General features: G+C 57.6%; 9 protein-coding genes and 2 tRNA genes. 4 read left to right on the top strand and 7 right to left on the bottom strand.

Going from position 1 to position 14,671, the window contains the following annotated elements:
• Positions 1-29: 29 nt before the first annotated feature.
• The gene (gene tsf, locus ACVW0C_RS03110) at positions 30-821 is read right to left on the bottom strand and encodes a translation elongation factor Ts (RefSeq protein ID WP_457384367.1); all 792 of its coding nucleotides are present in this window, start codon (positions 819-821) and stop codon (positions 30-32) included.
• 144 nt (positions 822-965) lie between these two features.
• On the bottom strand, positions 966-1,760 hold the full coding sequence (rpsB, locus tag ACVW0C_RS03115) for a 30S ribosomal protein S2 (protein ID WP_414328871.1): 795 nt from the start codon (positions 1,758-1,760) through the stop codon (positions 966-968).
• Between the two features lie 290 nt (positions 1,761-2,050).
• Here rpsB and ACVW0C_RS03120 point away from each other — a divergent pair.
• A tRNA-Pro gene (locus ACVW0C_RS03120) sits at positions 2,051-2,124 on the top strand.
• Positions 2,125-2,351: 227 nt separating this feature from the next.
• On the opposite strand, the gene ACVW0C_RS03125 is transcribed toward ACVW0C_RS03120, so the two are convergent.
• Positions 2,352-4,700 (bottom strand): AAA family ATPase, encoded by a 2,349-nt coding sequence (locus ACVW0C_RS03125; RefSeq protein WP_457384311.1) that lies wholly within the window; start codon positions 4,698-4,700, stop codon positions 2,352-2,354.
• A gap of 89 nt (positions 4,701-4,789) precedes the next feature.
• Between ACVW0C_RS03125 and ACVW0C_RS03130 the strand changes: the two genes are divergently transcribed.
• Positions 4,790-5,248 (top strand): gamma-glutamylcyclotransferase family protein, encoded by a 459-nt coding sequence (locus tag ACVW0C_RS03130; RefSeq protein WP_414342279.1) that lies wholly within the window; start codon positions 4,790-4,792, stop codon positions 5,246-5,248.
• A gap of 408 nt (positions 5,249-5,656) precedes the next feature.
• Here ACVW0C_RS03130 and ACVW0C_RS03135 read toward each other — a convergent pair whose 3' ends face one another.
• Positions 5,657-6,838, bottom strand: a complete 1,182-nt coding sequence (locus tag ACVW0C_RS03135; RefSeq protein ID WP_457384312.1) for an aldo/keto reductase — start codon at positions 6,836-6,838, stop codon at positions 5,657-5,659.
• A gap of 177 nt (positions 6,839-7,015) precedes the next feature.
• Positions 7,016-7,089 (bottom strand) — tRNA-Asp (locus ACVW0C_RS03140).
• A 49-nt stretch (positions 7,090-7,138) separates the two neighbouring features.
• Between ACVW0C_RS03140 and ACVW0C_RS03145 the strand changes: the two genes are divergently transcribed.
• Positions 7,139-7,651 carry a hypothetical protein gene (locus tag ACVW0C_RS03145; RefSeq protein WP_457384313.1) on the top strand — a complete coding sequence of 171 codons (513 nt, stop codon included), beginning with the start codon at positions 7,139-7,141 and terminating at the stop codon, positions 7,649-7,651.
• A gap of 306 nt (positions 7,652-7,957) precedes the next feature.
• Here ACVW0C_RS03145 and ACVW0C_RS03150 read toward each other — a convergent pair whose 3' ends face one another.
• Positions 7,958-9,601 (bottom strand): protein kinase domain-containing protein, encoded by a 1,644-nt coding sequence (locus ACVW0C_RS03150; protein WP_457384314.1) that lies wholly within the window; start codon positions 9,599-9,601, stop codon positions 7,958-7,960.
• 284 nt (positions 9,602-9,885) lie between these two features.
• Here ACVW0C_RS03150 and alaS point away from each other — a divergent pair, with 284 nt between their 5' ends.
• On the top strand, positions 9,886-12,540 hold the full coding sequence (alaS, locus tag ACVW0C_RS03155; protein ID WP_457384315.1) for an alanine--tRNA ligase: 2,655 nt from the start codon (positions 9,886-9,888) through the stop codon (positions 12,538-12,540).
• Between the two features lie 163 nt (positions 12,541-12,703).
• Here alaS and dnaG read toward each other — a convergent pair whose 3' ends face one another.
• Entirely contained in the window at positions 12,704-14,644 is a 1,941-nt protein-coding gene (gene dnaG / locus ACVW0C_RS03160; protein WP_457384316.1) for a DNA primase, read from the bottom strand.
• Positions 14,645-14,671 lie beyond the last annotated feature (27 nt).

A 14,671-nucleotide genomic window follows, 5' to 3' on the forward strand; every position in this document is an offset into this window, starting at 1 on the left:
ACATGGCCCTACAGCTCAGCCTTGACCGGCTATTTCTTTTTCTTGGCGGAGCCTTTTTTGGCCGGCTTGCTCTCGGCAGCAGGGGCCGGTTCTGGGGCAGGTTCTTCAGGAGGAGCGGGTGGAGTCTCTTCCACTTTGGGGGCCTCTGCCGGCTTGAGACCGGCTTGAGCGGCAACCTCAGCAGCAAAATCCACTTCTTCTTTCTCGATCCCCTCTCCCAGGACAAAGCGCACAAACCGCCGCACCCGAATGTTTTCCCCCAGTTTGGCAATGTGCTGCTTCACCAATTCCTCTACGGTGATCGAGGAATCTTTAATAAAGGGTTGATCCAACAGGGATAACTCTTTCAGGCGCTTTTCGATGCGACCTTGCACGATCTTCTCGCGTATGTTCTCCGGCTTATTGGCCAGATCTTCTTTGCCCATTTCAATGGCTTTTTCCCGCTCCACCACTTCAGCAGGGATCTGGTCAACGCTGACGTATTCTACGTTTTGGCAGGCGGCAATCTGCTTGGCGATGTCTTGCACCAGTTTCTTAAAATCTTCGCTGCGGGCCACGAAGTCCGTCTCGCAGTTCACTTCCACCAACACCCCAATTCGATTGCCGAAGTGGATGTAGCTGTCAACTGCCCCCTCTGCCGCGACGCGACTGGCCTTTTTGGCTGCCCCTGCCAACCCTTTCTGTCGCAGCCAGGTGATGGCTTTCTCCATATCGCCACCGGAATCTTCCAGGGCTTTTTTGCAGTCCATCATGCCTGCGCCCGTCTTTTCGCGCAGCTCTTTGACCAGTTTGGCATCAATGCTCATGAGGGCTCCTCGAATGAAAGAACGGGAAGAATGTGGCGGGATATGAGTGAGAATGAGCGGGCTTCGGTAGAATTGTAAACCTAGATTTCAAGAATACACGCCTCTGGATAGGGAACAGGCAGGGAAGTGCCCGGATTGCACGGGATCCCTGCCCTCGGTCTAGCCTTCCTCGGCTTCTCCTTCTTCTTCGTCCTCCATGTCTTCCAGCATGTCGTCGTCCAGATCCATCGCCCCTTCGTAGTCGTACTCATCCTCCTCAACGGTGTCGAGCTGCCCATGCCGCCCTTCGTAGATGGCATCCGCCAACTTGCCTACAATCAGCTTAATCGCTCGAATGGCATCGTCGTTAGAGGGAATGAAGATATCGCTGAGATCGGGGTCGCAGTTGGTGTCCAGCAGTGAGATGATCGGGATGTTCAGCTTGATACATTCCTGAACGGCGTTGGCCTCCCGCCGCTGATCGACGATGATCACCGCATCGGGGAGCTTGCGCATCGTTTTAATGCCGCCCAAGTACTTTTCCAGCCTGGCCAACTCTCGCCGCAGACGGCTGGCCTCTTGTTTGGGCAGGCGATCCAGAAGACCACTGCTCTCCATCTCCTCAATTTCTTTGAGGCGGTCGATGCGGGTTTTGATGGTGGCCCAGTTGGTGAGCATACCCCCCAACCAGCGCTGGTTGACATAGTAGCTGCCACAGCGACGAGCCTCTTGAGCGATGATCCCGGCAGCTTGCCGTTTGGTGCCCACAAACAGGAAGCGCCAACCCCTGTCAGCAGCATCCCGCACATACTCGTAGGCTTCGTTCAGATAGCGGGCCGTCTGCACCAAATCGATAATGTGGATGCCGTTCCGCTCGGTAAAGATGTAGGGCCGCATTTTCGGGTTCCAGCGGCTGGCCTTGTGGCCGAAGTGAACCCCTGCCTCCAACAGTTGAGGCAAACTGACTACGCTCATGAGTTTTTCCTCTCCTACGGGTTAGCCTCCGCCCGAACGGATCCCAGTTACGGCCTTCCCGCCGGTTACCTGCACAGAGCGCTCTACCCCCATTGGCAAGGAACTCAGGAGCTGTTGCAGCAAACCGCGAAAGGGCTGTAAGGACACCCGGTGGTTCAGGCGTGCGATTTCTTAACGGCTTAACTAAGCTAGCATGTTTTCCACGGGATCCCGCAGCTTGGGGTTAACTCTGGCCGCGATCCGATGCTAGACTAGCTAGGCACTTCATGGGCTTCTACCCGTAAGTGCGTCGGGGCGTAGCGCAGCTTGGTAGCGCACCACTTTGGGGTAGTGGGGGTCGTGGGTTCAAATCCCGCCGCTCCGATACTGAGTAATCAGGGGAGGGCTTGAGCCGGACAAAGCCCACTATGCCGGAAACTTTGAGGTACTTTGGCTCCGCTGTCAATCCCTTGCCATTGGCTCCGTTGATCGGCAGCCTTAAGAATCAGGTCACAAGCTTGGCCGGACAATATGGGATCCCGGTTTTACGGTGCTGGATCCCGATGCGGAGCCGACCTTGAACAACATGGGGTTTCGACGGATCTGGAGCGCTTAATCACGGCCCAGGATCCAGGCAATAAGGGGGGGATCCCTGTGGTCAAGATAATACCGAACGGCTTGGGTCAGGTCGATTTCCAGGTCGCGGTTTTGGATGTCGGTGATCATTCTGTACATCAGCTCCAGGTGAATGCGATCCTCTTTGGTGAGCAGCTCATACTTGCCATTAGGGCTGTTGTTGAGGGCAGCCAAGGCCGCTTGGGTGGCAGTAGCTGTTGGAGAAGGAGGCTTGAGGCGGGCGTCCCGCAGCAAGAGAAACTGAAGCCCAGGGTGAGCAATCACCAATTGGTTGAAGTTATTGACCTGCCAATACATGCTGCCAGCAGCCACTTGGATAAAGGCAATCACCCGCTTTTGGCTGGGGAAATAGAGGTGATCTGGAAGCTTGCGTTTGCCCAGCTTCAGGGCACTCATGGGGACAGGATGGATCCCTTGCAGGGCATTGACGATGGTGCGCAATTTGCCGATATCAGCTGTGCTGTCCATAATCGCCTCTTGGGGATAGCTGGCACGAAGCTGGGCCTCGGTATCACGGAGGTAGGGTTCCAAGACTTCGGCAGTATCCTCAGAGAGGCTGGGTGGCTGGAGAGGCGGAGCTACAGCAACAAGACTCTGGGCAGGAAGAAGGGGGATGAGCAGTTGTTTGAGGGTTTGCAGCTCAGTTTCGAGCCGCTGGACACGGGCGGCTAGATTGCTGGCAGTGGGTACAACTTGCACCTGGGGAGGGAGAGGGATCCCGTTGATGTAGTGGCGATAGTAGGCTGAGGCCCGGTTGAGAATGGCGCGGATGGAGGGTTGGCTGAGGATATCGCTGAGGTCATCGGCGGTGAAGAGAGCTTGGAGGTGGATCCCTGAAGGCAGGCGGCTCTGGAGAAGGGCTTGAAGCTTGGGAAGAGAGGGGAGATCTAGGGAGAGGACGGTTTGGGAGAGGCGATCGACGGTAGCCCGGTCAAATTGGGTTTGGAAATGTTGCCAACGGTCGGGGAACAGATTGAGGATAAACAGACTGTTGGGAATACGGGTAAAAAGCTCTTTTAGAGCATCGCCAAAGTTGAGAAGGATATCTCGATTTTCCTCTCGGCCCAGAGCCTCCAATTGGTCGAAGACAATGATCAGGGGCTGGTCGAGCAGCGAAAGCCTGCCGATGACTTTTATCCCTTCTAGGGCAAAGGTGTTGCGATCCAGATCTGCACTCCAAGGGGGCAACCCAATCAAGTTGGTTTCTTCAGGATCCAGGTCGGTACCGCTGAGCCAGCGGATGATCTGGTGACGGCGGTTGGGATCCCTGTAGCTGCAGTATTTGATGATGCCCTTGAGAATGTTTTCGGTGGAACCGGTAAGGAAGTTTTGCTCTGCCCACCAGCGCAGAACCAGTTTTTCAATGGCTTGCCATTGTTGACGACGACGCTCGGTGCCTTCTGCTCCCAGGCGATGAAAGAGGTTGAGGGGATCCGCCGTGAGAAGGGAGAGAAGCTCTTCAGTTTTTGAGGTTTGGGGGAAGGTTTTCAAGATTTCCACAAAGCTCTTGGCAATCAAGTAGTCGAGCTGGGTGTGGTGATGGGCATCTACCCGTTCGCGCAGGGATTCCAGGGTGTGGCTGTAGATGTGGTGGTAGATGTTGTCGGGATGGGTGGGCTGAGGGATAAACAGGAGACGGTTGTGGCGCAGGAGGTTTTGGGCCACCCGCATGATCAGGTGGGTCTTGCCGGATCCAGGTTCACCCAGTAAGACAACCCCTCGGCTCTGGTGGTTGGGATCCCGTTGGATGTCCTGTAGGGTGGCAGTGAGCTGCTGGTACTGAGGCTGATAGATGGTGGTCTCGTCGGGATAATGCTGAAAGGGATTGTCAACTCTGCTGTTGGCGAAAGGATTGGGAACATTCTGGGCTTTGAGCTGAGCGTGGGTGAGGTGGCGATAGAGGTGGTAGGTAAAGAGGGCATCGTAGCTGGCGTCGTGGGCCAGTTTGGAGTTGAAGTAACCGCTCTCCAGTTGGATCCCGAGATGTTTGCTGAGATACTCTAGGCTGTAACCGGCAAGGTTGGGAAAACATTGCTTGGCGGCTGACCAAGTACAGAAGATGGGGTTAGGAAGCCAATCTTGGTTAACTTGGTCAAAGGCTTGTTTAAGGATTTTTAGGTCGTGATCTGGTTGGTGGAAAACAAGAGTCTTGCCTTGTGCCAAGCGCCGCAGGTCAGCAACGATTTGGGCCAAAGGTTTGGGCTGGGGGTGGTGGGGCGAGTATTCTTGGGTGTAGGCATGGTAAATAAGCTTGCCGCTGCTGTCGATAAGGGCGATCTCTTCCAGGTTGGGGTTGCCCTCGGTGTCGATAACCAAGTAGCTCATGGAGGGGCGGGATCCCGTGATGCTAATGTGCTCAATATCTCAGTGTAATTCTGGGTAGGCGGGTTCACCCGACACCAAGGGAACTAGAGATGAGTGAGCAGTGGTATTTTGCATACGGAAGTAACCTAGATGCCCAGCAGATGGGACACCGTGCTGTTGATTTCAAGGAAGCTAGGCGTGCTCGTTTGCAGGGATACCGCCTGACGTTCAACAAGCGCGGCAACGATGGAACCGGCAAGGCCAACATTGTCCGGGATCCCTCTGGGGTTGTGTGGGGAGTTGCCTATCTGTGCAGCTCGGACAGGCTGGAGAGGATGGATCGGTATGAAGGAATCCCGGGAGGTCATTACCGTCGCCAGCAGGTTCAGGTTCGAAGCGATGAGGGTGAAGTGATCGAAGCAATGACTTACGTGGCGGGAGATTCATTCATTGATGATTCATTGATCCCAAGCGAGGGATATCTTCAAGGAATCTTGAAGGGGGCACGAGAGCATGGGCTTCCCCCCGACTACATTCATCAAATTGAAGCGATGGGGTTGGGTGGCTGAGAGCACTCTGTCCAAGGGGATTGAGGCTGCTGGCAAACAGGTTCCTGCCCCTGACCTTAAGATGGAGCCTCAAACCAGGTGGGTTGATCCCGAACGGTTTTGGCAGCGTCCAGATCCAAGAGAGTGCGGCCTATCCGATAAAAGTGACGGCACATCCGTTGGCAATCCGAAAGGTCGGCGACTGTTATCTCAATCACCTACAACCATGCCAAACAGGCCACAGTAAAAGGCTGGCCATCGCAATGGTACTCCTCTTGCGTCTACAGATGCGGTGGGGCTAGTGTTGCCAGACTCTCATCTAACTCAGTAACTGTTCTTGCAACACGGAGTTTCTCAATAAAACGATGTAGTCTTGAATCTCTTGCGGAAGCATTTTAATACCGTCAAACGGGGGGATCCCTGAGCAAGCTAGCTCTGAGATAGGCGCTTCACCTCAGCTCCAGAGAGCAGGCGATGGGCTTCATGCAACAAGGCCGGGATCCGGTCGCGGTGGGGGCTGTGGATAAGATAAGGTCGCAGGGCTTCGGCATCCACTTTGTCTGCCCGCTGGCCGGGGAGCCAACTGCCGGCATTGCCCAACAGGTTGTAACGGCTCTTGGCATAGTCCACCAAGTCATAGGCCAAGACCAAATTGCGCAGCAGCAGAATGAACGGGATATTCACTTGTCCGGGGGTTTGGTCGTAGCGAGGCAGGCCCTGGTGCCAAGTTTTGGCGTAGTGCTCTCCCACCTGCTCGATCAAAGCTTGCTCTAGGCGGGCCAGGATCGGCGGCAACAGCTCATCAGCCCGATCCAATAACTCCACCGCCTGCAGGTGCTCATCAAAATCGCTGGGTCGGGCCGCCCCAATGCTGAGGGTGTGAACCTGGGGATGGGACAGACAGAACAGGTCGTTGAAGACCATCGGGCTGAGGGGTTGGCACAACTGCACCAGCTTGGCGGGCGGATCGTAAAGCTTGCCCCCCTTATCCGAGGGACTGATGATGAATACCCCCATATCCTGCTGAGCGGCGGCCTCAATGGCAGGCCAGTTGGTCTGGTTGACAAAATACCAGTGCAGGTTGACGTAATCGAAGCCCCCTGACCGTATGGCTTCCACGATCAACTCCGTCGGCCCATGGGTGGAGAAGCCGACAAAACGCACCCGCCCCTGCCGTACCAGGCGCTGACACACCTCCAGACACCCCCCTGGACGCAGGCTGTGCTCCAAGTCTTCCCAGGTATTCAACCCGTGGATGGCCAGCAGATCCACATAATCGAGGTTCAAGTAGCTCATCGATTGCTCGAACTTGGCCAGGAACTGCTGCGGGTCGGCGCTGGGGCCAATTTTCGTCTGCACAATCAGATCTTGCCGGGGAAAGAGCGGCAAAATGCGGCCCAACTGCATTTCAGAAGTGCCATAGCCGCGGGCAGTTTCGATGTGGTTGATGCCCACCTCCAAGGCCTGGCGAATCGTCGCCTCCAGGTTCTGCTGGCTTGCCGCTGGGATCCCTGACCAAGGAGTATCTTGCCAACTGTGTTGATAGCGCATGCCACCACAGCTCAGCACAGGCATAGGCAGCTCGGTACGCCCAAATCTGCGATACTGCATGGTTTTTCCCCTGGACTAAGCCCCATTTTAGGGCGGGCTTTCCATACCCCACCGCCGAAACTTGAACCCTGAGCCGGCCGCATTGTGCAGCAGTCACCGTCAGAAATCAAGAAATCAGATCAGTCTGGAAATGTGAGGGCTGCAGGGGAGCGACTAAGCTAGAGTGTTTTAGGAGTACGGGGCTGACGGGGCTCGAACCCGCAACTTCCGCCGTGACAGGGCGGTGCTCTAACCAATTGAACTACAGCCCCAATCGCTGCGAATATCTATTCTGGATGTGGATGAGGATTGTTGTCAATCATGGTGGTTAGTTTGGCAGCACAGGCCGCAACCCTTGTGGATACCGCTCCGCAAAATGGGATCCCAACGGCGGCGATGCAACAGGTGGCGGATGTGCTCACCCAGGTGGCCCAACACCTGGATCACCTGCAATACACCACCTTGCGCTACCCCGATGGCGGCTGGCTGACGGTGCGGGTGGTCGAGGATCCTGCTGCTGGCGAGGCGGAGTCTTTGTCCTCAGAGGGATCCGAGCCGGCAACTCATCTGTGGATCCCGGCCTTCGGCCACCTGGAAGATGCCCACACCACGCTGGCAGAGCTCAAGGAGCGATCGCCGGAGCTGGAGACCGCTTCTTTTGGGGTTTTGGAGCTGTTGTTCTTGGCGTTGGGCCTTTCCCGGGCCGATGGTATTGTCTTTTACGACCAAGCTGGGGATCGGCAACAGGGCAAAACCGTAGCCTGCCGAGCTCTGACGGAACAGGTCAACCGGTCTCTTCGCAGATGGGCTTCCCCACCCCCTTCGATGGCTTGATCTCTTGTTTATAGTCATCTCGATTCAAACCAGGACACTGTGCCCACACTAAGACGTCGGTCGCGTCTTCGCGTCAGCGTTGCGGAGCAATGGCATTGCGGGGCAATAATGCGGAGGGCCAGAAGGCTTTTCTAAGGACTCCGTCCCGCCGGCGCGATAGGACTCCGTCCCGCTGGCGCGAGCAGTAGCACAGACGTCTCATCCTAACCTGAAACAACTATAAAACTATTAAAGTATTAAAGATCTATAAAGTTAAAGATCGCAACGCAAAATTCCAGATCCGCCAGGTCCGCAATCCGCCCTGCGTCAACTCAAGATGGCCCCCTGTCGGCGGGCAAACTTCCGTAGCTTCTCGTCCATCCGTGCCCCCCGCAGATCTGCTTTGCAAAAGTTGGTAAAGCGCTTGCTCTTTTCTTCTGGGTATCGAGCCAAACGAACCCCACCGCCCATCGACCAGATCACCGAGCTGGCCACCACCAAGGCGATCCCAGCCGCTCCTAACGCATAAACCAAATTGCCCGTGGTCAGGCGGACAAGCAAAAAGGCCAGGATCCCTGAGCCCAGCAGCCCCCCCAAGCCTGTCAGGATCCCTCCCAACGTCTTGGCCGATCCAGACAGTTGGATCAAAACCCGCAGCCAGTAGGGTTGAGGGGTGTTGAAGAGGATGCCGCGCAGATCCGCCCCCTGCAAGTTGGCCCCTGAGAAATCGGCCCCCCGCAGATCGGCCTGGCGCAAATCGTAGCCGGCTAGGTTTTGGTTGGCAAAGGACTTTCCCCGCAGATCCGCTCCCGCCATGGAAGGGATCCGCGGTGGGGTAGCCGGCTTGATCCGTCCGCTGCCTGTGATGCTGCTGGCTCGGCCCAGTTGGGTAAAACCGGTGGTGCTCCCCCACTCAGAGGGGATGGATAGCGGGCTGCTGGCTGTCATTCCCCCTGCAGTGAACTGAGGTAGGGGTGTGGGCGAGAAACCGCCTGAGCGGCGCTTGGCCCAGTAGCCGGAGATCACCGATGTGCTGGGATTGGCAGACAGGGGGGAGTTGGGCAACACAATCGGTGCTTCTTCCACCGGGATCCCTTGCAGCGCCCGCAAGACCTCGGTGGCGGTGGCAAAGCGCTGATTGATGGCCGGCTGCAACATGCGGTGCAGAATGGCGTCGAATTCCGGGCTGAGCTGCAGGCAATCCGACCAATCCCACTGTCCCGTTTCATGGTTATAAAACTTGGCCGGAGATTCCAACGTCATCAAGTTGATGCAGGTGGCAGCCAAGGCATAGAGATCGCTAGAGGGACCGACCGCCTGGCCGGCTACTTGCTCTGGGGGAGAAAAGCCCAGCGAGCGAATGGCCGTCGCCTCTTCTGCCGAATCCTGGCCCGGGCCGAGCTGCTTGACGGCCCCAAAGTCGATCAGCACCAATCGACCATCTTCTTTGCGACGAATCAGGTTGGCGGGTTTAATGTCTCGGTGAACCGTGTTGTGGCTGTGGACATAGCTGAGGATCAGCAGCACCTCCTGCATCACCTGCCGGGTTTGTTCTTCGGAAAAGGGCCCATTGCGACGCATTTCTTGGGAGAGGGTGGTGCCCTGGATAAATTCCTGCACCAAGTAGAACTTGCCGCCTTCCTGAAAGTGGGCGTAGAGCTTGGGGATCTGCGAATGTTCGCCCAGGCGCTCCAACACTTGGGCCTCGCGATTGAAGAGCTCCTCCGCCAGCTTGGCCAGTTGCGGGGATCCCTCGACCGGGCGCAACTGCTTGATCACCCGCCAAGGTTTGGAGGGCATGTCCTCATCCCGCGCCAAAAAGGTAGAGCCAAATCCCCCCTGGCCGATGCGCTTGAAGGCCCGGTAGCGATTGCGCAGCAGGAGGGGATGGCCACAAGAGGCACAGGTAGAGGCATCCGCCGGGTTTTCCGGGTGCAAACAGGCAGGGTTAAGGCAGTAGCAAGTGGGCATACCAGTTTGGGGTTACCGGCTGGCGATCCGGACAACCGAGACGGAGCCAAGAAGTCGGCAGGCAAGTTGTGAGAGATACATACAGGTTAGACCAAGAAGAAACAAATCTTGCACAACTGCCTCAGATAGGCTGATCTTAGCGTCTGCCCGCCCTGAGGTTAATCGGACAAATCGCTCAGGTTTTCGGCGGATGGGGTTTGGTGGAACAGAGGAGAACAACAAGGGCTGGACTGCCCTGCAGAGGGAAAACTTAGAATTGATGAATACAGCCATCTTCGCCTGTCATGTTTCCAGCTCTTTCCGGTGCCGCCATTCGGCAAACTTTTCTGGACTTCTACGCCCAGCGGGGCCACCAGGTGTTGCCCAGCGCCTCCTTGGTGCCAGAAGATCCAACGGTGCTGCTGACCATTGCTGGCATGTTGCCCTTTAAGCCCATTTTCCTGGGGCAACGGGATCCGGAGTACCCACGGGTTACAACGGCCCAGAAATGTGTGCGCACCAACGACATCGAGAACGTGGGCCGAACGGCGCGCCACCACACCTTCTTCGAGATGCTGGGCAACTTCAGCTTTGGCGACTACTTCAAAAAGGAGGCCATCGCCTGGGCCTGGGAGCTGGTGACGGAGGTGTTCGGCCTGCCCCCGGAACGGCTGGTGGTGAGCGTCTTTCGCGAAGATGAGGAGGCTTTTGCCCTCTGGCGAGATGAGATAGGGATCCCGGCCCACCGCATCCAGCGCATGGGAGAGGCGGATAATTTCTGGGCTGCCGGCCCCACCGGCCCCTGTGGCCCTTGTTCTGAGATTTACTACGACTTCAAGCCGGAGCTGGGGGATGAGCGGATCGATTTGGAGGATGACTCCCGCTTTCTGGAGATCTACAACCTGGTGTTCATGGAGCTGAACCGGGATAGCGAAGGTCACCTGATGCCGCTGGCCAAGCAAAACATCGACACCGGCCTGGGGTTGGAGCGGTTGGCCCAAGTGTTGCAGGGGGTGCCCAACAACTACGAGACGGACTTGATCTTTCCCATCATTCAAACGGCGGCTGGGATCGCCGGGCTGAACTACTCCAAGGCCAACCCGGAGCAGCAGATCTCTCTGAAGGTGATCGGGGATCACGCGCGGGCAGTGATGCACTTGATTGCCGATGGGGTGCTTCCTTCCAATGTGGATCGGGGCTATGTGCTGCGGCGGCTGATCCGGCGGATGGTGCGCCACGGTCGGTTGCTGGGGATCGGCGAGCCTTTCACCATCCCGGTGATCGAGACCGCGATTCAGTTGGCCGAGGCTGCCTATCCTCAGGTGCGGGAGCGAGAAACCCTGATCAAGACCGAGCTGCAACGGGAGGAAGAGCAGTTTCTCAAAACCCTGGAGCGGGGGGAACGGCTACTGCTGGATTTGTTTACTGCTGTCGAATCTTCCCGCCGTGACAGCAGCTCGCCAAAGCAGATCTCCGGCGCCGACGCCTTCAAGCTCTTCGATACCTACGGTTTTCCGCTGGAGCTAACCCAAGAAATTGCCCAGGAACACGGCTTCAGCGTGGATCTGGAGGGCTTTGAGCAAGAGATGGAGAAACAGCGGCAGCGGGCCCGCGCCGCCCACCAAACCATCGACCTCACAGCCCAGGGATCCCTGGACGAGTTGGCGGATTTCCTCAGCCAAACGGAGTTTTTGGGATACAGCCAATCTTCCGCCCGCGGCGTGGTCGAGGCCCTGTTGGTCGAGGGAAAATCGGTGCCCCAAGTGGAGGCAGGGCAGGCAGTGCAGGTCGTTTTGGATCGCACGCCCTTCTACGCCGAGTCCGGCGGGCAAATTGGCGACCGGGGCTACCTTTCTGGGGACGGCCTGCTGGTGCGGATTGAAGATGTGCAAAAGCAAGGGGATCTGTTCGTTCACTTTGGCCGTGTGGAACGCGGGATCCTGCGGGTGGGGGATCCCGTCCAAGCCCAGATTGACCTGGCCTGTCGGCGGCGCGCCCAAGCCCACCACACCGCCACCCACCTGCTGCAGGCGGCCCTGAAAAGAATTGTCGATCCCTCGATTGGTCAGGCGGGATCCCTGGTGGCCTTTGACCGGCTGCGCTTTGATTTCACCCTATCCCGGCCAGTCACCCCTGAGGAGCTGGAACAGATCGAGAACTTGGTGAACACCTGGATTGCCGAGGCTCATGCTGCTCAAGTGGCGATCATGCCCCTGGCCGAAGCCAAAGCCAGAGGTGCCGTGGCCATGTTCGGGGAAAAATACGGCGCTGAGGTGCGGGTGATCGACTTTCCGGGGGTGTCGATGGAGCTGTGCGGTGGCACCCATGTCAACAACACCGCCGAGATCGGCCTGTTCAAGATCATCGCCGAGACCGGGGTGGCTGCCGGGATCCGTCGCATCGAGGCCGTGGCCGGGCCGGCTGTACTGGAATACCTGAACGAGCGGGACAGGGTGGTGCGGGAGCTGAGCGCCCAATTCAAAGCCAAGCCCCAGGAACTGCCGGAGCGGGTTGCTGCCCTACAGGCGGAGCTGAAAGCTGCTCAGAAGGAGCTGGAGGAGGTGCGCAGCCAGTTGGCCTTGCTACAGGCCGAAGGTCTGCTGGCCCAAGCGGTTGCCGTCGGAGATCTCAAGGTGCTGGTGGCCGAGCTGGGATCCACCACCCCTGAGGCCCTCAAAACCGCTGCCGAGCATCTGCTCCACAAGCTGGGGGAAGGGGCAGTGGTGCTGGGATCGGTGCCGGAAGCCGGCAAGGTCAGCCTGGTGGCTGCCTTTAGCCCTGCGGTGCAGCAACTTGGCCTGAAGGCGGGATCCTTCGTCGGCGAGATTGCCAAACTGACTGGGGGCGGTGGTGGCGGACGGCCCAACTTGGCCCAAGCTGGGGGCAAACAGCCGGAGAAATTGGCAGAGGCTTTGCAGGTGGCCCGGGAGCGGTTGCAAGCGGAGCTGATCTCGCGCTAGGGGAGCGAAGCCCTTTTGAGCACCAACAGGCCGTCCATCAGCCACTACAGTCGTTCAGTTTAGAGTGCTGTTCAGTTTAGGGTGAGACGCCTGGGCTATAGAGAGAAGCCTTCTGGCCGCGTATGGGGTTATGGGTTTAGTGTCCTAGTTTAAATCGAAATGACTATAGATCTTCGGCCAGTGCAGTTTCCGACAGGTCTTCCAAGCTCAGTTGCACCTGCCGCTGCAGCGCCTGAATCGCCTGGTATTCCTGCTGGATGCTGGCCTGGTACTGGGCAGCCAGGGCGGTGTTGCCTTCGGAAAAGGCTTGATCCCACAGTTGGGTCCAGTAGCGGTAGCGCTTCTGGCGAATTTCCAGCTCCATGTTGGCAATGGCGGCCCGCACCACCATCCGTGGACGCATCAGGGCTACGCGGGTGTTTTCGTCCAGCCAAAGCAGATGGCTGAGGCGCTCGTTGAGCTGCTCATCTTGGGCACAGAGGGTGCGCAAAGCCGTCAGCAACGTCTCTTCTTGCTCTTCCAGCTCCGGCTGTGCCGAGATCAGTTCCAAGATCCGCTGCCACAGCTCCCGGTGGGGGCGAAAACTAAATTGCAGCTCTCGCTCCAGCAAAGTTTGCCGAATTTCGTGGCGATACTCGCCAAAATGCAGAAAGATCTGCAAAAGATGGGACTCAGATTGCAAGAGTTTGGATCCCTTATTGAGGGAAGGTTGCCGGGGTTTGGCCCAGCGGTACTGCCGCACGGCTCGGCGCAGGTCTTCTTCCAAATCTCGACTGAGGCGACCGTTGCCGCGGCTGAGCAATTCTGCCACTTTGTGCAAATACAAAGAGCGCCATTGTCCACCCAAACCGGCCAGCAGTTGCACAAGGGCTTGACGGGCCTGCTGAAAATCGGTGGCCCGGCTCAGATCCCGACCGGCCAACACCTGTTCAATTCGCCAATCCAGCCACAGGGGAGCTTGCTCGATCAGGGTTTGCAGTTCAGCAACCGCTGGTGTCAGCGGGGCGGAGCCCCTGTGCTCCCGCAAAAATTCGTCGGCATCTTTGCCCTCAGGAAGGGTGAGAATGCGCAGCTCAATTTCTCCGCGCCGCGCTTGTTCTTCAATGGCTTCAATGGCCCGGCTGGCGGCGTTCAAACCGGCCCGATCCGCATCAAAATTGAGGATCAGCCGCTTCGACTGGGTGTAGCGCAGCAGGGTCTTCACCTGGTGGGGCGTCAAAGCAGTGCCCATGGCCGCTACAGCATAGGCAACTCCCGCCTGATGCAGGGCGATGACATCGAAATAGCCTTCCACCACCAAGACTTGATCGGCTTTGGCAATGGCATCGCGGGCAAAGTTGAGACCATAGACCACCTGGCTTTTGTTGAAAAGCTCTGTTTCTGGAGAGTTGAGGTACTTGGGCTGTCCTGACTCCCCCAAGGCTCTGCCGGCAAACCCGATCACCCGCCCCTGCACATCGAAAATGGGCAGTATGATCCGGTTGCGAAAGCGGTCGTAGTGGCCGGATCCCTGCTGGCGGGGAACCAGCAATCCAGCCTCTTCTAAAAGTTTGACCGGTTGGCGCTTGTGGTTGACCAAGTATTCGTAGAGAGATTGCCAGCCGGGGGGAGCAAAGCCGATTTGAAATTTTTGCAAAGTTTCTTCGCTCAGGTGGCGGCTGTGCAGGTACTGGCGGGCGGCGGATCCTAGCTGGGAGCGGAGGGCATGCTGATAAAAATCGGCGGCCATGGCCAAAATCTCCAGCAGCTTTTCCCGGTGGGAGAGCTCCCGCTCATCAAGGGATCCCAAGGGCTGCGCCTCGGGATTGCGGGTGGGCAGATGTATGTGGTATCGCCGCGCCAAGTGGCGCACGGCCTCAGCAAAGGAGAGATGCTCGGTCTGCATGACAAAGCGCAGCACATCTCCCCCTGCCCCGCAGGAGAAGCACTTGTAGATCTGCTTGCTGGGACTGACCTGAAAACTGGGTTTGTGGTCGTTGTGGAAAGGGCAAAGCCCAACGAAGTTCTTTCCCTGCTTGCGCAGCACCACTTTTTCGGCCACCACTTCCACGAGGTCGGCCTTTTGGCGCACCAACTGAATGAAATCGGGGGGCAGACCGCTCATGGCTGCAGGGGATCCTGACCTTATAGT

Source organism: Thermostichus sp. OS-CIW-26, from assembly GCF_054058395.1.